This window comes from Bradyrhizobium sp. URHC0002 (assembly GCF_054059515.1).
On record NZ_JBSSCF010000001.1, the window covers coordinates 5,317,023 to 5,335,972 of the forward strand.

At 62.9% G+C, this 18,950-nt stretch carries 20 protein-coding genes and 1 tRNA gene; 18 read left to right on the top strand and 3 right to left on the bottom strand.

Annotated elements, in window-relative coordinates:
* The first annotated feature begins 282 nt into the window (after positions 1-282).
* A tRNA-Asp gene (locus ACVWVY_RS25915) sits at positions 283-359 on the top strand.
* Between the two features lie 112 nt (positions 360-471).
* On the opposite strand, the gene ACVWVY_RS25920 is transcribed toward ACVWVY_RS25915, so the two are convergent.
* From ACVWVY_RS25920 to ACVWVY_RS25930, 3 genes are all read right to left on the bottom strand, one after another.
* The gene (locus ACVWVY_RS25920; RefSeq protein WP_456629022.1) at positions 472-666 is read right to left on the bottom strand and encodes a hypothetical protein; all 195 of its coding nucleotides are present in this window, start codon (positions 664-666) and stop codon (positions 472-474) included.
* A gap of 248 nt (positions 667-914) precedes the next feature.
* Positions 915-2,207, bottom strand: a complete 1,293-nt coding sequence (locus ACVWVY_RS25925; protein WP_456629023.1) for a spinster family MFS transporter — start codon at positions 2,205-2,207, stop codon at positions 915-917.
* Between the two features lie 39 nt (positions 2,208-2,246).
* The gene (locus ACVWVY_RS25930; RefSeq protein WP_456629024.1) at positions 2,247-3,437 is read right to left on the bottom strand and encodes a Rieske 2Fe-2S domain-containing protein; all 1,191 of its coding nucleotides are present in this window, start codon (positions 3,435-3,437) and stop codon (positions 2,247-2,249) included.
* Positions 3,438-3,607: 170 nt separating this feature from the next.
* Here ACVWVY_RS25930 and ACVWVY_RS25935 point away from each other — a divergent pair, with 170 nt between their 5' ends.
* From ACVWVY_RS25935 to ACVWVY_RS26015, 17 genes are all read left to right on the top strand, one after another.
* Positions 3,608-4,123, top strand: coding sequence for a MarR family winged helix-turn-helix transcriptional regulator (locus ACVWVY_RS25935; RefSeq protein WP_456629025.1), 516 nt, complete (start codon positions 3,608-3,610; stop codon positions 4,121-4,123).
* A 201-nt stretch (positions 4,124-4,324) separates the two neighbouring features.
* On the top strand, positions 4,325-4,690 hold the full coding sequence (locus ACVWVY_RS25940) for an NADH-quinone oxidoreductase subunit A (protein WP_057856661.1): 366 nt from the start codon (positions 4,325-4,327) through the stop codon (positions 4,688-4,690).
* The gene (locus ACVWVY_RS25945) at positions 4,681-5,271 is read left to right on the top strand and encodes a NuoB/complex I 20 kDa subunit family protein (RefSeq protein WP_456629026.1); all 591 of its coding nucleotides are present in this window, start codon (positions 4,681-4,683) and stop codon (positions 5,269-5,271) included. The genes ACVWVY_RS25940 and ACVWVY_RS25945 overlap by 10 nt, the downstream gene beginning before the upstream one ends.
* Positions 5,272-5,282: 11 nt before the next feature.
* Positions 5,283-5,894 carry an NADH-quinone oxidoreductase subunit C gene (locus ACVWVY_RS25950; protein WP_456629027.1) on the top strand — a complete coding sequence of 204 codons (612 nt, stop codon included), beginning with the start codon at positions 5,283-5,285 and terminating at the stop codon, positions 5,892-5,894.
* A 2-nt stretch (positions 5,895-5,896) separates the two neighbouring features.
* Positions 5,897-7,093 carry an NADH-quinone oxidoreductase subunit D gene (locus ACVWVY_RS25955; protein WP_456629028.1) on the top strand — a complete coding sequence of 399 codons (1,197 nt, stop codon included), beginning with the start codon at positions 5,897-5,899 and terminating at the stop codon, positions 7,091-7,093.
* Positions 7,093-8,052: an FkbM family methyltransferase gene (locus ACVWVY_RS25960; RefSeq protein WP_456629029.1), complete on the top strand. Its 960-nt coding sequence runs from the start codon at positions 7,093-7,095 to the stop codon at positions 8,050-8,052. Before ACVWVY_RS25955 ends, ACVWVY_RS25960 begins: the two co-directional genes overlap by 1 nt.
* 11 nt (positions 8,053-8,063) lie before the next feature.
* A complete protein-coding gene (gene nuoE / locus ACVWVY_RS25965; protein WP_108516285.1) occupies positions 8,064-8,675 on the top strand; it encodes an NADH-quinone oxidoreductase subunit NuoE in 612 nt (203 codons plus the stop codon).
* Positions 8,672-8,887: a hypothetical protein gene (locus tag ACVWVY_RS25970; RefSeq protein WP_456629030.1), complete on the top strand. Its 216-nt coding sequence runs from the start codon at positions 8,672-8,674 to the stop codon at positions 8,885-8,887. Before nuoE ends, ACVWVY_RS25970 begins: the two co-directional genes overlap by 4 nt.
* A 20-nt stretch (positions 8,888-8,907) precedes the next feature.
* Positions 8,908-10,233 (top strand): NADH-quinone oxidoreductase subunit NuoF, encoded by a 1,326-nt coding sequence (gene nuoF, locus ACVWVY_RS25975; RefSeq protein ID WP_456629031.1) that lies wholly within the window; start codon positions 8,908-8,910, stop codon positions 10,231-10,233.
* 6 nt (positions 10,234-10,239) lie between these two features.
* Positions 10,240-10,728 (top strand): hypothetical protein, encoded by a 489-nt coding sequence (locus ACVWVY_RS25980; RefSeq protein WP_456629032.1) that lies wholly within the window; start codon positions 10,240-10,242, stop codon positions 10,726-10,728.
* 7 nt (positions 10,729-10,735) lie between these two features.
* The gene (nuoG, locus tag ACVWVY_RS25985) at positions 10,736-12,811 is read left to right on the top strand and encodes an NADH-quinone oxidoreductase subunit NuoG (protein ID WP_456629033.1); all 2,076 of its coding nucleotides are present in this window, start codon (positions 10,736-10,738) and stop codon (positions 12,809-12,811) included.
* 10 nt (positions 12,812-12,821) lie between these two features.
* Positions 12,822-13,892 carry an NADH-quinone oxidoreductase subunit NuoH gene (nuoH, locus tag ACVWVY_RS25990; RefSeq protein ID WP_456629034.1) on the top strand — a complete coding sequence of 357 codons (1,071 nt, stop codon included), beginning with the start codon at positions 12,822-12,824 and terminating at the stop codon, positions 13,890-13,892.
* A 7-nt stretch (positions 13,893-13,899) separates the two neighbouring features.
* Complete coding sequence (nuoI, locus tag ACVWVY_RS25995) at positions 13,900-14,394, top strand: NADH-quinone oxidoreductase subunit NuoI (RefSeq protein WP_057840541.1); 495 nt, start codon at positions 13,900-13,902, stop codon at positions 14,392-14,394.
* Between the two features lie 9 nt (positions 14,395-14,403).
* Positions 14,404-15,042, top strand: a complete 639-nt coding sequence (locus ACVWVY_RS26000; RefSeq protein ID WP_456629035.1) for an NADH-quinone oxidoreductase subunit J — start codon at positions 14,404-14,406, stop codon at positions 15,040-15,042.
* Positions 15,039-15,347, top strand: coding sequence for an NADH-quinone oxidoreductase subunit NuoK (gene nuoK, locus ACVWVY_RS26005; RefSeq protein ID WP_214491662.1), 309 nt, complete (start codon positions 15,039-15,041; stop codon positions 15,345-15,347). Before ACVWVY_RS26000 ends, nuoK begins: the two co-directional genes overlap by 4 nt.
* Positions 15,348-15,355: 8 nt before the next feature.
* Positions 15,356-17,431 carry an NADH-quinone oxidoreductase subunit L gene (nuoL, locus tag ACVWVY_RS26010; protein WP_456629036.1) on the top strand — a complete coding sequence of 692 codons (2,076 nt, stop codon included), beginning with the start codon at positions 15,356-15,358 and terminating at the stop codon, positions 17,429-17,431.
* Positions 17,431-18,942: an NADH-quinone oxidoreductase subunit M gene (locus ACVWVY_RS26015; RefSeq protein WP_456629037.1), complete on the top strand. Its 1,512-nt coding sequence runs from the start codon at positions 17,431-17,433 to the stop codon at positions 18,940-18,942. The genes nuoL and ACVWVY_RS26015 overlap by 1 nt, the downstream gene beginning before the upstream one ends.
* Positions 18,943-18,950: the final 8 nt, after the last annotated feature.

Consider the following 18,950-nt stretch of genomic DNA (forward strand, 5'->3'; position numbering starts at 1 on the left):
TTTGTGAAACCGGTCCGCCGGAAAACGCCCTGCGTGGTGATTTGAAACCCCGGGGATCCAGTACAACCAGAGTGGGGAGGGTTTCAAGAAACCCAGACGTATCAGGCCTTAAACGATTCGGACGATCGCCGCCTGCGCTGTTTTGCCTGAAAACAGGCCGTTATTTGCATCGCAATCGCAGAAACGCCCGTCTGACGCTGGGATTCGCAACGTCCTTGACTAAGCGGGGGCGGCCCTTTATGCCCTCGGTTCTGCGCGGATCAGAACCTGATTACGGCATCCGCGGGAGTAGCTCAGTTGGTTAGAGCGCCGCCCTGTCACGGCGGAGGCCGCGGGTTCGAGTCCCGTCTCTCGCGCCATTTTTCGATGGCTTGACGTCGATCTTCCGAGACTGTCGCAAATAGAGACTGCCGCAAACAAAAAGGCCGCCCTTGAGGCGGCCGTTTTTATTCCGACGATGTCGATATCGTTTTAACGGACCGTCGAGGTGCTCGAGCTGGTCACGGTCACCGCCTTGCCGGCCTTAACGACTTGAGCGCTCTGGCTGTAATCCGCGCCGGTCCGGGCGGAGATGCTGAAAGCCGCAACCGCGATACCCGCCACCAGGGCGACGACCACGATCTTCAGGTGGGTCGTGCGGTCCGCTGAGTGAATTGAGTGGTTCATGTGATGCCTCCCAGACGCCTTCCGCGTCCCTGTTGGTGAGAGAGGTACGCCGCGTGTGTTTCAGGATCGTTTCGCGGTTTCGGCAAAATGGTTTCATTTGGCTTGTTTTTGGCCTGCTATTTGTCAAAGCATAGTGATGTAGATCACATACAGGTCGTTTGACCGACAGCGATGCGGGCCGCGGTGACGTGGGTCGGGATAAAAACAATAATAAAATCAAAGGGGAAGCTGGCCGCGAGCTGATGAAATCAGCTCGCGCGCTGAATATCGCCCCGAATCGACCGCGCGGCCCAGACGAACAGCAGGGCACCGAGCGTGGACGTTACCGCCGCCGACAGCAGCGAATAGCGCACGGCCTCGGCGCCATAGTCGTTCTTCAGCGCGTCGTTGAGCATGCCGACGGCCAGCGGGCCGATGCCTTGTCCAAACCCGGCAGCCGTCAGCAACATGAGCGCCGACGCCAGCGCCCGCATGCTCGGCTTGGCGACGGTTTGGGCGATCGCAAAGATCGGGCCGAGCTGAAAGCCGACCAGGAACGAGGTCGCCGCCAGCGTCGCGACCATCGTCGTGAAGTCCGGCGTCAGCATGCACAGCGCAAACACCGGGCCGGCAAGACCCGACGTGATCGCGGGCGCCCATAATTTCCAGCGATCGTCGCGGCGGCCGATCTGGGCCACCACGAACCCGCCGAGCAGCGTGCCGGCGATGCCGCACAGCCCCTTGAAGGTGCCGGCATAGGTGCCGATCTCGACGCTGGAGAGATGGTGCACGCGCGCCAGGAACGGCGGAATCCAGGCCGACGTCGCGTAATTGGTATAGGTCGTCAGGCAAAAGCCGACGAGCAGGATGACGAATGTACGTTGCGAGGCGAGAAAACCGAGCGTCGGCCCGATCGGCTCCGGCTTAAACGTCTCCGCCATCGCGCCGCGCTTCGGTTCGGATATCGTCAGCCACAGCACTGCGGCGAGCGCGATGCCGGGCAGGCCGGCGACATAGAACGCCATCCGCCAGCCATAGTGCTGGTTGACGTAGCCGCCGATGAAATAGCCGAGGAACACGCCGAGATAGGTGCCGATGGCGTAGATGCCGAGCGCGCGCGGGCGTTCGTTCTTGCTGAAGAGGTCGGCAATGATCGACTGCGAGGCCGGGGTGCCGCCGGATTCGCCGATGCCGACGCCGATGCGCGCCAGTGCCAGCGTGGTCACGCTCTGGGCCATGCCGCAGAAAACCGTCATCGCGCTCCAGAACGCCAGCGCGATCGCCACGATGTTGCGGCGGTTGAAGCGGTCGGCAATGCGCGCGATCGGGATGCCGAGCAGCGAATAGAACAGCACGAAGCCGAAACCCGCGAGCAGGCCCATCGTGGTGTCGCTGAGCGCAAATTCCTTTTTGATCGGCTCGATCAGGACGTTGAAGATGGTGCGGTCGAGAAAGTTCAGCGCGTAGATGACGGTCAACAAGCCGAGCACGTAATAGCGCCGGATCGAGGGCCTTGCGGCGGTTTCCGCTTGTAAGGTCACCTGCGGCGCGAGATCGACCATTCTTCCCCCTGTACGGATTTCTTCCGTTTCGTCTGCGCCTCACGCCTCGCGAATGAAATTCCCCGCCTCGAATTCAACCGGCGGCGCGTTTTCCTCGAACGAGATGCCGATCGGATCGCGGCCCGCGGCCATCGCTTCCAGCTGATCGTCCAGCATCCGCCGGATTATCAGGATGCCGCGGTCGCTTTGGCCAAAGTGCTCTTCCGAATGCAGCGTTACCGGGCCCTGGCCGACCTGCGCCTCGTAATCGCCAGGGAATTGCTGGTGCTCCTGTTCGGTCATGTCCCACCAGAACTTGCCGTTGAATTTGGAGCGCATCCGTCCGATGTCGCCTGAATTCTTGACTCGTCCGGCGACATAGATGCGGAACGACGTATCGTCGATCGGTAGCGTCCAGCCGATCGATTCGACGCGGGCGAATTGCGCCACGCGCGGATTGGGCACCACGCGCAGCGTGGGGAGGGCGGCTTCGGTCACCCGGTAGAAAACCTTGCCGTCGTCCTGATGCCGGATCGAGCGCACGGTGACACCGCGTGGCGACGTCTCGAACTTCACCTCCGGCATCGAGGCCATCATGTTGGTGAATTGCGGCCCCGAGAACGATCCGTGCAGCACCGGGACGTGGTAGGGGTCGACGACGTTTTCGAAATGCTGCAGCCAGTTGCAGGGAATGACGGCCGGGCCGCCGCCGCCGATTGAAGAATCGTCCGCCTCGACGAACTCGCCGTCGTCCATCTTTTCCAGGCACTCGTAGCGCGGCAGGGCAGGCTTCTTCTCGGCCGGTCCGAGATAGGCGAAGATCAGGCCGTAGCGCTCCTGCACGGGGTACCAGGGCTGGCGAATCCTGTCCTTGAACAGGCCGCCCTCGGGCTCGCAGGGCTGTTCGAGGCAATGGCCCTCGGTGTCGAACTTCCAGCCGTGATAGCAGCAGCGGATGCCGTCTTCCTCGACCTTGCCGTAATAGAGCGTGGTGCCGCGATGGCAGCAGCGCGCGTGCAACAGGCCGACCCGGGCGTGCTTGTCGCGAAACAGCACCAGATCCTCGCCGAGCACGCGTACTTTTCTGGGGATATCGGTGGCGTCGGCAACGAGGCCAATCGGGTGCCAGTAGCGCCGCAACAGCTCGCCCATTGGCGTGCCGCGGCCGACCGAGGTCAGCTCGGTCCGGGTCGTGGACGGCTTCATGGCATAGCCGGTCCCGAGATCGCGATCCCGCTGCGTAATGTTCATGCCGTTTCCTCCCGCCACGGCTTTTGGTGCCGCGGTCGTCTGGCGTGTTTGAGTGAAATGCAAATCGATGACAATGTCAACGATATCGATATCGCATCGCTTGATTGACTTGTTCGATCGCAATCGCCGACGATCTTGGCATCGGCCCGCTTTGTTGGCAGAGGTTTGGGATGAGCCAGAAGCCCGGAAAGCACACCGCGCCTGCGCCCGCTGCGGGGAATGACGAGGCATTGGCGCCGATCACGGCGATGATGTCGTCGCGGCTGATGGTGCTGGCCAATCTGCTCAAGCGCGGCGCGATCCTGCGCTACAAGCGGCTGGCGGGGCTGTCCTCGGTGGAGTTTGGGCTGGTGGCCTCGCTGGGGCGGCAGCCGCCGATGAGCGTCATCAGGCTCGCGGAAGCGGTTGGCATGGATAAGGGGCAGATCAGCCGCGCACTGGCGGAACTGGTCACGCGGAAGTTGGTCGCCAAGGAGGTCAATCCGCGGGACAACCGCGAGACGCTGGTCTGCCTGACCAAGGCGGGGCTGGCGGCCCATGACGCTATTGTGGCAGGCGCGCAGGAGCGTAACCGGCGCCTTCTGGAACAGCTCAGCAAGGATGAGTTCAAGGTGCTGCTCGACCAGATCGATCGCCTCACCGACACCGCCGCCCAGATGCTCGCGGACGAGAAGAAGCTGGGCTGAAATTGCGGCCCATTCGGCTGGCCCTGCGGTTGCCGAGCGAGGCAGGAACGCAACACTTTTTCGGGTTCTGCCGACGCGCCAAGGGCAGGGAGAGACGTCAAGATCGCTTGTCTTGCGCCCTCTGTTGCGCTGCGCTAAGCCAAGAATAATTCCAATCAACGAATCTGCGGCCCTCAAAAACCGCAGGAAAAGGCACCGCCGATGACCGGCATCCTCCAGAATTACCTGCCACTTGTGGTGTTTATCGGGGTGGCGAGCCTGATCGGTCTGGCGCTCCTGATCGCCCCGTTCCTGGTCGCGTTCCAGCAGCCGGACCCGGAAAAGCTCTCCGCCTATGAATGCGGATTCAACGCTTTTGACGACGCCCGCATGAAGTTCGACGTGCGCTTCTACTTGGTCGCGATCCTCTTCATCATCTTCGACCTCGAAGTGGCGTTCCTGTTCCCGTGGGCAGTCGCGTTCGGCAAGCTTGGCGCCACCGGATTCTGGTCCATGATGGTGTTTCTCGCCGTCCTCACGGTCGGCTTTGCTTATGAGTGGAAGAAAGGCGCGCTCGAATGGGATTGAGCCCGACAGCTGTAGGCTCTTCGCCCGCAATCGCGCAGGCATCGAAGGGCATTCTCGACCCCTCGACCGGCAAGCCGGTTGGGGCGAATGACCCGTACTTCCTCGAGGTCAACCACGAACTGTCCGACAAGGGCTTCTTCGTTGCCGCCGCCGACGACCTGGTCACCTGGGCGCGCACGGGATCGCTGATGTGGATGACGTTCGGTCTCGCCTGCTGCGCGGTCGAGATGATGCAGGTGTCGATGCCGCGCTACGACGTCGAGCGCTTCGGTTTTGCGCCACGCGCCTCGCCGCGGCAGTCCGACGTCATGATCGTCGCGGGCACGCTGACCAACAAGATGGCGCCGGCGCTGCGCAAGGTCTACGACCAGATGCCGGAGCCGCGCTATGTGATCTCGATGGGGTCGTGCGCCAATGGCGGCGGCTACTATCACTATTCCTACTCGGTCGTGCGCGGATGCGACCGCATCGTGCCGATCGACATCTACGTGCCCGGATGCCCGCCGACGGCGGAGGCGCTGCTCTACGGCGTGCTGCTGCTGCAGAAGAAGATCCGCCGCATCGGGACCATCGAACGCTAAGGTTTTAGGTAATGGACGACGGCAAACTCGACGCCCTTGGGCAGACGATTGTTAGCGCGCTTGGCGGCGCGGCCTCAGCCCATGCGGTCGCGTTCAACCAGCTCACCGTCACGGTCGATGCGGCGAAGATCGTCGAGGTGATGAAGCACCTGCGCGACGATCCTGCGCTGCGCTTCGTCAACGTCACCGACGTCACCGCGGTGGACTATCCCGGTCGCGAGAAGCGTTTCGACGTGGTCTATCATCTGCTGTCGCCGACGCTGAACGAGCGCATCCGCGTCCGGGCCGAGGCCGACGAGACCACGCAGGTGCCCTCGGTCATTGACGTTTTCCCCGGTGCCGACTGGTTCGAACGCGAGACCTACGACCTCTACGGCGTGATCTTCACCGGCCACCCCGACATGCGTCGCCTCCTGACCGACTACGGCTTTGACGGCCATCCCTTGCGCAAGGATTTCCCGCTCACCGGCTTCGTCGAGGTCCGTTACGACGACCAGGAGAAGCGGGTGCTCTACGAGCCGGTCCGCCTCAACCAGGAATTCCGCAAATTCGATTTCCTCTCGCCATGGGAAGGCGCGGACTATCCGCTGCCGGGCGACGAGAAGGCTGAGCCGAAGGCCTGACCATGAATGAACAACCGGAACACCTCCGCAATTTTACGATCAACTTCGGGCCGCAGCATCCCGCGGCCCACGGCGTGTTGCGTCTCGTGCTCGAGCTCGATGGAGAAGTCGTCGAGCGCGTCGATCCGCATATCGGTCTGCTTCATCGCGGCACCGAAAAGCTGATCGAGCAGAAGACCTACCTGCAGGCGATCCCGTATTTCGACCGGCTCGATTACGTCGCGCCGATGAATCAGGAGCACGCGTTCTGTCTCGCCGCGGAAAAGCTGCTCGGCATCACGGTGCCGCGCCGCGGCCAGTTGATCCGTGTGCTCTATTGCGAGATCGGCCGCATCCTGTCGCATCTGCTCAACGTCACCACGCAGGCGATGGACGTTGGCGCCTTGACCCCGCCGCTGTGGGGTTTTGAAGAGCGCGAAAAGCTGATGGTGTTTTATGAGCGCGCCTCCGGCTCGCGCATGCACGCGGCCTATTTCCGCCTCGGCGGCGTGCACCAGGACCTGCCGCCAAAACTGATCGACGATATCGAGGCGTGGTGCGACCCGTTCCTGCAGGTCGTCGCCGACCTCGAAACGCTGCTGACCGGCAACCGCATCTTCAAGCAGCGCAACGTCGACATCGGCGTGGTGACGCTGCAGCAGGCCTGGGCGTGGGGCTTCTCCGGCGTGATGGTGCGCGGCTCGGGCGGAGCCTGGGACCTGCGCAAGTCGCAGCCTTATGAATGCTACGCCGAGATGGATTTCGACATTCCGATCGGCAAGAACGGCGACTGCTACGACCGCTACTGCATCCGCATGGAAGAAATGCGCCAGTCCGTGCGCATCATGAAGCAGTGTATCGCGAAGCTGCGCGCGCCCGACGGACAAGGGCCTGTCGTCGTCGAGGACAACAAGATCGCGCCGCCCCGCCGCGGCGAGATGAAGCGCTCGATGGAAGCGTTGATCCATCACTTCAAGCTCTACACCGAGGGTGTGCACGTGCCGGCCGGCGAAGTCTACGCCGCGGTTGAGGCGCCGAAGGGCGAGTTCGGCGTTTATCTCGTCGCCGACGGCACCAACAAACCCTACAAGTGCAAGATCCGCGCGCCGGGCTTTGCCCATCTGCAGGCGATGGATTTCATCTGCAAGGGCCATCTGCTGGCCGACGTCTCGGCCATTCTCGGCTCGCTCGACATCGTGTTCGGAGAGGTCGATCGGTGATGGCGCAGGCGCCCATCCAGTTTGACCGGGCTTCGGGCGCGCTCGTAGGCGCGAGCGCGTGGGAGCGTTTGGCTGCAGTTGCGCTGGTGATGGGGTCGAAGGTGGCGTCGAATTTTTCGCACCGCGGCTACAATATGTGCGCCAATCTGTTGCGCACGACGCTGCCGGAGCGCGGCATCCAGATCAAACTCAATCCCGACGCTACTTACGAGTTTCCCTACGGCGACGGTTACTGGAGCAAGCTGCTCAATCGCACCTTCCGGTACGAGAACGAACTCGAACTGCTGTTTCAGGACTCCGCCGACGTCGACTACACGCTGCTCGATTGCGGCGCCAATTACGGCTACTGGTCGGTCCTGGTGTCGAGCAAGCCGTTCGGCTCGCACAGGGCGATCGCGATCGAGCCGTCGGGACAGAATTTTGCGAAGCTTGCCAATAACGCCAGGATCAACGGCAATCGTTTCGAGACGATGAAATGCGCGATCGGTGCAATGCGCGGCACCGCGCGGCTGTCCGGCACCAAGCATGAGGCGTTTTCCATCGCCGGCGACCAGTCGGCCGGCGAGGAAGTGCCGGTCATCGCGCTCGACAATCTGCTCGACGACGGCAAGGTCGCGCCCGGCGGCAAATATCTGATCAAGCTCGACGTCGAAGGCGTCGAGATCGAGGCGATGAAGGGCGGCGTGCGGCTGATGCAGGGTGACAGCGTGTTGCTGTGCGAAGAGCACGGCAACGATCCCCAGCACACCGTGTCGCGCTATATCCTCGAGCAGACCCCGCTGAAGCTGATCGTCTACGACCCGCGCAGCAATCGCCTTGAAACCGTGACCGACCTTTCGATTCTGGACCGGATCAAGGTTTCAACCCATGTCGGCTACAACGTGTTCGGCACCGCAAGCGCATTCTGGCTCGCCCGGATCGATGCGCTCAATGCGAAAGCCGGGCGCAGCGTGCAATGAGAGACTGAACGATGTCCGTCCGCCGCCTCGCACCGAAGGAATTGCAGCCCGCGAGCTTCACGTTCTCGGAAGAGAATCTCGCCTGGGCCAAGGCGCAGATCGAAAAGTATCCGCCGGGTCGCCAGGCGTCCGCGGTGATCGCGATCCTGTGGCGCGTGCAGGAACAGCATGAAGGATGGGTGTCGGAAGCCGCGATCCGCGCCGTCGCCGACCTCCTCGAAATGCCCTACATCCGCGTGCTGGAAGTGGCGACCTTCTACACGATGTTTCAGCTTCAGCCGGTCGGCAAGAAGGCCCACGTGCAGGTTTGCGGCACCACGCCGTGCCGCCTGCGCGGGGCCGAGGACATCATCAAGGTGTGCCAGAGCCGCATCCATCACGATCCCTTCCATCTGTCGAAGGACGGCAATTTCAGCTGGGAAGAGGTCGAGTGCCTCGGCGCCTGCGTGAACGCGCCGATGGTCCTGATCTGGAAGGACACCTACGAGGACCTGACCAAGGAAAACTTCGGCAAGGTGCTGGACGGCTTTGCGTCCGGCAATCCGCCGAAGCCGGGACCGCAGATCGACCGTCAGTTCTCGGCGCCGGTGGGCGGGCCGACGACGCTGAAGGAAACCACATGACGCGTAACGGCACATTGCCCGTGATCGGGCAGGGAAGGGTCAGCGCGATGAAGAACTGGCGCTATGTCGGCATGCACGCCTTCGCGGCTGCGGCGTTCATTTTTCTGCTGCAGCGTTACGGGCTGAACGCAACGCTCGAATCCAGCCTGTTGTGGGCGTTGACCTTCGGCGGATGCGCCGCGGGTCTCGCTTACGCGCAATCCAATCGTTGATCCGCTAGGAAGCTCAAGTCATGCTCGACGACAAGGATCGCATCTTCAAGAACCTCTACGGCCTCCACGATTGGGGGCTGGAGGGCGCACGTCGCCGTGGCGCGTGGGACGGCACCAAGGCGATCATCGACAAGGGCCGCGACTGGATCATCAACGAGATGAAGGCTTCCGGCCTGCGCGGTCGCGGCGGGGCGGGCTTTCCGACCGGTCTGAAATGGTCGTTCATGCCCAAGGAATCCACCGACGGGCGGCCGAGCTATCTCGTGGTCAATGCCGACGAGTCCGAGCCCGGCACCTGCAAGGACCGCGAGATCATGCGGCACGATCCGCATCTCCTGGTCGAGGGCTGCCTGCTCGCGAGCTTCGCGATGAACGCGCATGCCTGCTACATCTATGTGCGCGGCGAATTCATCCGCGAGCGGGAGCATCTGCAGGCCGCGATCGATCAGGCCTATGACGCCAAGCTGGTCGGCAAGGACAATATCAACGGCTGGCCGTTCGACATCTATGTCGCGCATGGCGCCGGCGCCTATATCTGCGGCGAGGAAACCGCGCTGCTGGAAAGCCTCGAAGGCAAGAAGGGCCAGCCGCGGCTGAAGCCGCCATTCCCGGCCAATGTCGGCTTGTATGGCTGCCCCACCACCGTCAACAACGTCGAGTCCATCGCGGTGGCGCCCGACATCCTGCGGCGCGGCGCGGCGTGGTTCGCCGCGATCGGGCGGCCGAACAATGTCGGCACCAAGCTGTTTTGCGTTTCCGGTCACGTCGAGCGGCCCTGCAACGTCGAAGAGGCGATGGGGATTCCGTTCCGCGAGTTGATCGAGCGCCATTGCGGTGGCATTCGCGGCGGCTGGGACAATCTGAAAGCCGTGATCCCTGGTGGATCGTCGGTGCGCATGGTGCCGGCCGAGCAGATCATCGATACGCCGATGGATTTCGACAGCCTCGGCAAATTGCGCTCCGGCCTCGGCACCGCCGCCGTGATCGTGATGGACAAGTCGACCGACCTGATCCGGGCGATCGCGCGCATCTCCTATTTCTACAAGCATGAGAGCTGCGGCCAGTGCACGCCGTGCCGCGAAGGCACGGGGTGGATGTGGCGGGTGCTCTCGCGCATGGCCGATGGTCGCGCCCACAAGCGCGAGATCGACATGCTGCTGGAAGTGACCAAGCAGGTCGAAGGCCACACCATCTGCGCGCTCGGCGACGCCGCGGCATGGCCGATCCAGGGCCTGATCGCGCATTTCCGGCACGAGATCGAGGAGCGCATCGCCCAGTATTCGCACAAGGCGGATATCGACGATATCGGCGTGCGCGATCCCGTGAACATGGTCGCGGCGGAGTAGGGACCAATGTCGCAACCGGTTTTCTGGTGGCAGAAATACGGGACGCTGGCGCAAATGGCGCAGGCGACCGTGGCGCTGCTCGGCTTTGTTGCGATCCTGCTCCAGATCAACGAGATCCGCACCAACAACCGCGGTTCGAGCGCGCGGCAGGCGTTTCTGGGCTATACTGAACTGGCGTTCCAGAACCCGAAATTCTCGCAGCCCGACTACGATACGATCAAGGCCGGCAGCCGCGAGGAGCGGGTGCAGTATGAGAGCTTCGTCTCTTACTTCCTCTACGCCTGCGAGGAGACGATCGGCGCCTTCGCCGACAAGCGCGAATGGCAGGCCTCCTGCGATTACGACCTGAAGCCGCATCTGCCGTTCCTGTGCGAGAAGAACGTGGCCCAGCCGGCCTATCTCGCCACCTATGGCGTCGAGACCCAGCAATGGGTCAAGACCGCCATGAAGACCGCCAGCGTTACACCACCCGACTGCAAGCTCGGAAAGACTTGAGAGCGCAATGACCAAACTCATCGTCGATGGCAAAGAGATCGATGTTCCCGCGGAATACACGCTGCTGCAGGCGTGCGAGGCGGCGGGCGCCGAAATTCCGCGCTTCTGCTACCACGAGCGGCTGTCGATCGCCGGCAATTGCCGGATGTGCCTGGTCGAGGTGAAGGGCGGCCCGAAGCCGGTCGCAAGCTGCGCCTGGGCCGTACGCGATTGCCGGCCCGGTCCCAAGGGCGAGCCGCCGGAAATTTCCACGCGTTCGCCGATGGTCAAGAAGGCGCGCGAAGGCGTGATGGAATTTTTGCTGATCAACCACCCGCTGGATTGCCCGATCTGCGACCAGGGCGGCGAGTGCGATCTGCAGGACCAGGCGATGGGCTATGGCGTCGATACCTCGCGCTTTGCCGAGAACAAGCGCGCCGTCGAGGACAAGTATCTGGGCGCGCTGGTCAAGACCTCGATGAACCGCTGCATCCAGTGCACGCGGTGCGTCCGCTTCTCCGCCGAAGTCGCCGGCGCCCCGGAAATGGGCGCGACCGGCCGTGGCGAGGACATGGAGATCACGACCTATCTGGAGCAGGCGCTGACTTCCGAACTGCAGGGCAATCTCGTCGATATCTGCCCCGTGGGCGCGTTGACCTCGAAGCCCTACGCGTTCGCCGCCCGTCCGTGGGAACTCGGCAAGACGCAGTCGGTCGACGTCATGGACGGCATTGGCTCGGCGATCCGCGTCGATACCCGCGGCCGCGAGGTGATGCGGATCCTGCCGCGCATCAACGAGGCCGTGAACGAGGAATGGATTTCCGACAAGACCCGCCACGTCGTCGACGGCCTCCGCACGCAGCGGCTCGACCGGCCCTATATCCGAGAGAACGGCAAGCTTCGCGCCGCTTCATGGCAGGAAGCCTTTGCAGCCATCGCCGCCAAGACTGGCCGGATCGACGGCAAGCGTATCGGCGCAATCGCCGGCGATCTTGCGGCGGTCGAAGAAATGTTCGCGCTGAAGGAGCTCTTGGCAAAGTGCGGCTCTTCCAATCTCGCGGTGCAGGGCGGTGACGCCTTCGATACCAAAGCCGGCCGCGCGTCCTATATCTTCAATCCGACCATTGCCGGGATCGAGCAGGCCGACGCGCTGCTGATCATCGGCTCGAACCCGCGCAAGGAAGCCGCCGTCTTCAACGCGCGCATCCGCAAGCGTTGGCGCACCGGCCAGCTCAAGGTCGGCGTAATCGGCGCCAAGGCCGATCTCACCTATGATTACGACTATCTCGGCGCGGGCACCGATACGCTTAGTGAACTCGCCAGCGGCAAGCATTCCTTCACGGAAGTGCTGAAGGGCGCCAAGAACCCGATCGTGCTGGTCGGCGCCGGCTCGCTTTCGCGGCATGACGGCGCGGCGGCGCTGGTGCTGGCGGCCAAGGTCGCAGCAGGTGTCGGCGCGCTCAAGGACGGCTGGAACGGTTTTGCCGTGCTGCAGGATACGGCTTCGCGCGCGGGCGCGCTCGATATCGGCTTTGCGGCGGGTGCTAATGGCCTCAGCCTGGCGCAGATGACGACCTTCGGCACGCTCGACGTGCTGTTCCTGCTCGGCGCGGACGAAGTGAAGGTGCCTGACGGCACGTTCGTGGTTTATATCGGCACCCATGGCGACCGCGGCGCGCACCGCGCCGACGTCATCCTGCCGGGCGCCGCCTATACCGAAAAATCCGGCCTCTACGTCAACACCGAGGGCAGGGTGCAGATCGCCAGCCGCGCGGCGTTCCCGCCCGGCGAGGCGCGCGAGGATTGGGCGATCATCCGCGCGTTGTCGGATATGCTCGGCAAGAAGCTGCCGTATGATTCCCTCGGGGCGTTGCGCCAGGCGCTGTTCAAGGCCGTCCCGCATCTGATGCGGATCGACCAGATCGAGCCCGGCAAGGCTGACGACGTCAAGGCGCTGGCGGGGAAGGGCGGCAAGGTCGACAAGTCGCCATTCAAGAGTTCGGTCGAGGATTTCTATCTGACCAACCCGATCGCACGGGCCTCGGCGGTGATGGCGGAATGTTCCCGGCTGGCGTCCGGGAAAATGCTGACGGCAGCGGAGTGAGCGTGACCTGATGGCTGATTTCTTCGCAAGCTCGTTCTGGACCGGCTTTCTCTGGCCGCTGATCGTGATGGTCGCGCAGAGCGTGTTGCTGCTCGTCGTGCTCCTGATCGCGATCGCCTACATCCTGCTCGCCGATCGCAAGATCTGGGCGGCGGTGCAGATCCGCCGCGGCCCCAACGTCGTCGGCCCCTGGGGCCTGCTGCAATCCTTCGCGGATCTGCTCAAATTCGTGCTGAAGGAACCGGTCATTCCCTCCGGCTCCAACAAGGGCGTGTTCCTGCTGGCGCCGCTGGTCTCGTGCGTGCTGGCGCTGGCGGCCTGGGCCGTCATCCCGATGGATCTCGGCTGGGTCATCTCCGACATCAATGTCGGCGTGCTCTACATCTTCGCGATCTCGTCGCTGTCGATCTACGGCGTCATCATGGCCGGCTGGTCGTCGAATTCGAAATATCCGTTCCTGGCAGCGCTTCGCTCGGCCGCGCAGATGGTGTCCTACGAGGTCTCGATCGGCTTCGTCATCATCACCGTCCTGCTGTGCGTCGGCTCGCTCAATCTCTCAGCCGTGGTGGAAGCGCAGAATACCCGCGGGTTTGCCAGCCTGATCGGCCTGCCGCAGCTCACCATCCTGAACTGGTATGTGTGGCCGCTGTTCCCGATGTTCGTGGTGTTCTATGTCTCGGCGCTGGCCGAGACCAACCGGCCGCCGTTCGACCTGGTGGAAGCCGAATCCGAGCTGGTCGCGGGCTTCATGACCGAATACGGCTCGACGCCGTATCTCTTGTTCATGCTCGGCGAATATGTCGCGATCACCACGATGTGCGCGCTGGCGACGATCATGTTCCTCGGCGGCTGGCTGCCGCCGGTGGCGCTGCCGCCCTTCACCTGGATACCGGGGGTGATCTGGTTCACGCTGAAGGTGTTCTTCATGTTCTTCATGTTCGCGATGGCGAAGGCGATCGTGCCGCGCTACCGCTACGATCAACTGATGCGACTCGGCTGGAAGGTGTTTCTGCCGCTGTCGCTGGCGATGGTGGTGATTGTGGCCGGCGTGCTGCAATTCGCCGGCATCGCGCCGAAGTGAGGCCGTCATGAGTGTCAACGTCAACGCAACCGCCCGGGCGCTTCTGCTGAGCGAATTCGTATCGGCGTTCTTCCTTGCCATGCGCTATTTCTTCAAGCCGAAGCCGACGCTGAACTATCCCTTCGAGAAGGGGCCGATCTCGCCGCGCTTCCGCGGCGAGCATGCGCTGCGCCGCTATCCGAACGGCGAGGAGCGCTGCATCGCCTGCAAGCTGTGCGAGGCGATCTGCCCGGCGCAGGCGATCACGATCGAGGCCGGCCCGCGCCGCAACGACGGCACCCGCCGCACGGTGCGTTACGACATCGACATGGTGAAATGCATCTATTGCGGCCTGTGCCAGGAAGCCTGCCCGGTCGATGCCATCGTCGAGGGACCGAATTTCGAATTCGCGACCGAGACCCGCGAGGAACTCTACTATGACAAGGCGAAACTGCTCGCCAATGGCGACCGCTGGGAGCGCGAGATTGCGAAAGCAATCGAACTCGACGCGCCGTACCGGTGAGGTGAGGGCATGATCCTAACCGCGCTGTTCTTCTATCTCTTTGCCGGCGTCTGCGTGGCGTCGGCGGTCATGGTGATTGTGTCGCGCAATCCCGTGCACTCCGTGCTGTTCCTGATCCTGGCGTTCGTCAACGCTTCCGGCCTGTTCATCCTGATGGGCGCTGAATTCCTGGCGATGATTCTGGTGGTCGTCTATGTCGGCGCGGTCGCCGTGCTGTTCCTGTTCGTGATCATGATGCTCGACGTCGACTTCGTCGAACTGCGCGAGGGTTTTCTGGAGTATTTGCCGATCGGTCTGGTGATTGGCGGCATTTTCCTCGTCGAACTTCTGCTGGTCGCCGGCGGCTGGGTCATCAATCCCGGCACCGTCAAGCAGATCACGGCGGCGATCCCGGCCAATGTCAGCAACACCGAGGCACTCGGGCTGGTGCTCTATACGAAGTACATCCACTACTTCCAGATCGCCGGCATGGTGTTGCTGGTCGCCATGATCGGCGCCATCGTCCTGACGTTGCGTCACAAGGCGAAGGTCAAGCGGCAGGACATCAACGTGCAGAACGCGCGGACGCCGGAGCTCGCGATGGCCGTGCGCAAGGTGGCGTCCGGGCAGGGCCTGCAGGACGCGGATGCGGCGGAGTGGGTGAAATGACGATCGGTCTGGGGCACTATCTCGCGGTCGGCGCCATCCTGTTCACGCTCGGGATCCTCGGCATCTTCCTGAACCGCAAGAACATCATCGTCATCCTGATGTCGATTGAGCTGATCCTGCTCGCCGTCAACGTCAACCTGGTGGCGTTCTCGACCTTCCTCGGCGACATCGTCGGCCAGGTGTTTGCGCTGCTGGTGCTGACGGTTGCCGCCGCGGAAGCGGCGATCGGTCTGGCGGTGCTGGTGGTGTATTTCCGCAACCGCGGTTCGATCGCGGTTGAAGACGTCAATCTGATGAAGGGCTAAGGGCAGCTATGGTTCAGGCAATCGTCTTTCTGCCGCTGCTGGGCGCCATTCTGGCCGGCCTGATCGCGATCTTCGGGGCGCATGCGCGCAACCCGACCGGCGATACGGTCGAGCACCACGACGACGGGCATGGCGCGCACGCCCATGCCGCTGATGCCCATGACGACCATGGCCATGACGATCACGGCCACGACGACCACCACGTCTCGGAGCCGCCGGCGCAGGGTTCGCGCGCGGCCGAGCTGATTACCACGGGACTTCTGTTCGTTTCCGCGGCGCTTTCTTGGGTGGTGCTGGTCGACATCGGCTTCCTGCATCATGATGTCGTCAGGATCGCGCTGTTTCCCTGGATCAATTCCGGCGATCTGCAGGTCTCGTGGGCGCTGCGGGTCGACACGCTGACCGCGGTGATGCTGGTCGTGGTCAACACCGTCTCCTCGCTCGTGCACCTCTATTCCATCGGCTACATGGACGAGGATCCGTACCGGCCGCGCTTCTTCGGCTATCTCAGCCTGTTCACCTTCGCGATGCTGATGCTGGTGACCGCCGACAATCTGGTCCAGCTGTTCTTCGGCTGGGAGGGCGTCGGTCTCGCCAGCTACCTGCTGATCGGCTTCTGGTATCAGAAGCCGTCGGCGAACGCGGCGGCGATCAAGGCCTTTATCGTCAACCGCGTCGGCGATTTCGGTTTCGCGCTCGGCATTTTCGCCATCTACATGCTGCTCAAGACCACCGATTTCGAGACGATCTTTGCCGGCGCGCCGGGGCTATCAGGCAAGACCATCAACTTCTTCGGCTGGCACGCCGATGCGCTGACGCTGACCTGCCTGTTGCTGTTCATGGGCGCGATGGGCAAATCGGCCCAGTTCCTGCTGCACACCTGGTTGCCGGACGCGATGGAAGGCCCGACCCCGGTTTCGGCACTGATCCACGCCGCGACCATGGTGACGGCCGGCGTGTTCATGGTGGCCCGGCTGTCGCCGCTGTTCGAGCTCGCGCCGAACGCGCAGGCTGTTGTGATGTTCTTTGGCGCCACGACGGCGTTCTTTGCCGCAACCGTCGGCCTCGTCCAGAACGACATCAAGCGCATCGTCGCCTATTCGACCTGTTCGCAGCTCGGCTACATGTTCGTGGCGATGGGAGCGGGGGCCTATTCGGTCGGCATGTTCCATCTGTTCACGCATGCCTTCTTCAAGGCGCTGTTGTTCCTGGGCTCAGGTTCCGTGATCTACGCGATGCACCACGAGCAGGACATCCGCAACATGGGCGGGCTGAAGGACAAGATCCCCTACACCTATAGCGTGATGGTGATCGGCACCCTGGCGCTGACCGGCTTCCCGCTCACGGCCGGTTATTTCTCCAAGGACGCGATCATCGAATCCGCCTACGTCGCGCACAACCCATTCGCGTACTACGGCTTCGCGATGACGGTGATCGCGGCGGCCCTGACCTCGTTCTATTCGTGGCGCCTGATCTTCAAGACGTTCCACGGCGAGCCGCACGACCAGCACCATTACGAGGCGGCCCATGAAGCGCCGATGTGGATGCTGGTCCCGATCGGCGTCCTCGCCGCAGGCTCCATCCTGGCCGGCTTCCCGTTCAAGGAAGTATTCGCGGGCCATGGCGTGGAAGAGTTCTTCCGCGAGTCGCTGAAAATGCACCCGCACATCATCGACGAGATGCACCACATTCCGCAGGCGATTGCGTTCCTGCCGACCGTGATGATGGTGCTGGGCTTCCTGGTGTCGTGGCTGTTCTACATCCGCCGGCCGTATCTGCCGGTCGAGCTCGCCGGTCAGCACCAGATGCTCTACCAGTTCCTGCTCAACAAATGGTATTTCGACGAGCTCTATGACTTCCTCTTCGTCCGTCCGGCGAAGCGGCTCGGCCGCTTCCTGTGGAAGAAGGGCGACGGTGTCGTCATCGACGGCTTCGGCCCGGATGGCGTGTCGGCGCGCGTGCTCGATGTCACCCGCAACGTGGTGAAGATCCAGACCGGCTACCTCTATCACTATGCCTTTGCGATGCTGATCGGGGTCGCCGGGCTGATCACCTGGTTCATGTTCGGCTCGGGAGGCCAGTAATGACAACCTGGCCCATCCTTTCGGTCGTCACCTTCCTGCCGGTCATCGGCGCGCTGGCGATCTATCTCATCCGCGGCGAGGACGAGGCCGCGCGGCGCAACGCGCGCTGGATCGCGCTGTGGACTACGCTCGTTACCTTCGCGGTGTCGCTGATTCTGGTCTGGCGCTTCGATGCTGCCAGTGCGGATTTCCAGTTCGTCGAAAAGGCGAACTGGCTCGCCAGTGGCATCACCTATCACATGGGTGTCGACGGCATTTCGCTGCCGTTCGTGATCCTGACCACCGCCTTGATGCCGTTCTGCATCATCGCGAGCTGGAAATCGATCACGCTGCGCGTGCGCGAATACATGATGGCGTTCCTGCTGCTGGAAACGCTGATGGTCGGCACGTTTTCGGCGCTCGACCTCATGCTGTTCTATCTGTTCTTCGAGGGCGGCTTGATCCCAATGTTCCTGATCATCGGCGTCTGGGGCGGCCCGCGCCGGGTCTATGCATCGTTCAAATTCTTTCTCTACACGCTGCTCGGCTCGGTCTTGATGCTGCTCGCCATCATGGCGCTGTACTGGAATGCCGGCACCACCGACATCCCGACGCTGATGCACACCGCAGTGCCGCGTTCGTTGCAGACCTGGGCGTGGCTGGCGTTCTTTGCTTCCTTTGCGGTGAAGATGCCGATGTGGCCGGTGCACACCTGGCTTCCCGATGCGCACGTCGAGGCGCCGACGGCGGGCTCGGTGATCCTGGCCGCGATCCTGTTGAAGATGGGCGGCTACGGCTTCCTGCGCTTCTCGCTGCCGATGTTCCCGCTGGCGTCGCATGATTTCGCCTGGATCATCTTCTCGCTGTCGGTGATCGCCATCGTCTACACCTCGCTGGTGGCCTTGATGCAGGAAGACATCAAGAAGCTGATCGCCTATTCGTCGGTGGCGCATATGGGTTTCGTCACCATGGGCATCTTCGCCGGCACCACGCAGGGCGTGGCCGGCGGCGTGTTCCAGATGGTGTCGCACGGCATCGTCTCTGGCGCGCTGTTCCTGTGCGTCGGCATCGTCTACGACCGCATGCATACCCGCGAGATCGCGGCCTATGGCGGCCTCGTCAACCGGATGCCGCTCTATGCGCTGGTGTTCATGGTGTTCACCATGGCCAATGTCGGACTGCCCGGCACGTCCGGCTTCGTCGGCGAGTTCATGACCCTGCTCGGCACCTTCAAGGTCTCGATCCCGACCGCGACCTTTGCAACGCTCGGCGTGATCCTGTCGGCCGGCTACGCGCTGTGGCTTTATCGGAAAGTCGTGTTCGGCGCGCTGACCAAGCCGTCGCTGGCGAGCATCAAGGATCTGACGTTGCGCGAGAGCCTGACGCTGTTCCCGCTGGTCGCGCTGACGATCCTGTTCGGCGTCTATCCGAAGCCAGTGCTCGACATGTCGGCCGCCTCGGTTCAGCAACTCGTCAACAATTACAATGCCGCCGTGACTGCCGTGAAGGCAGCCGCGCTGGTCGTCCAATAGGGTAGCGT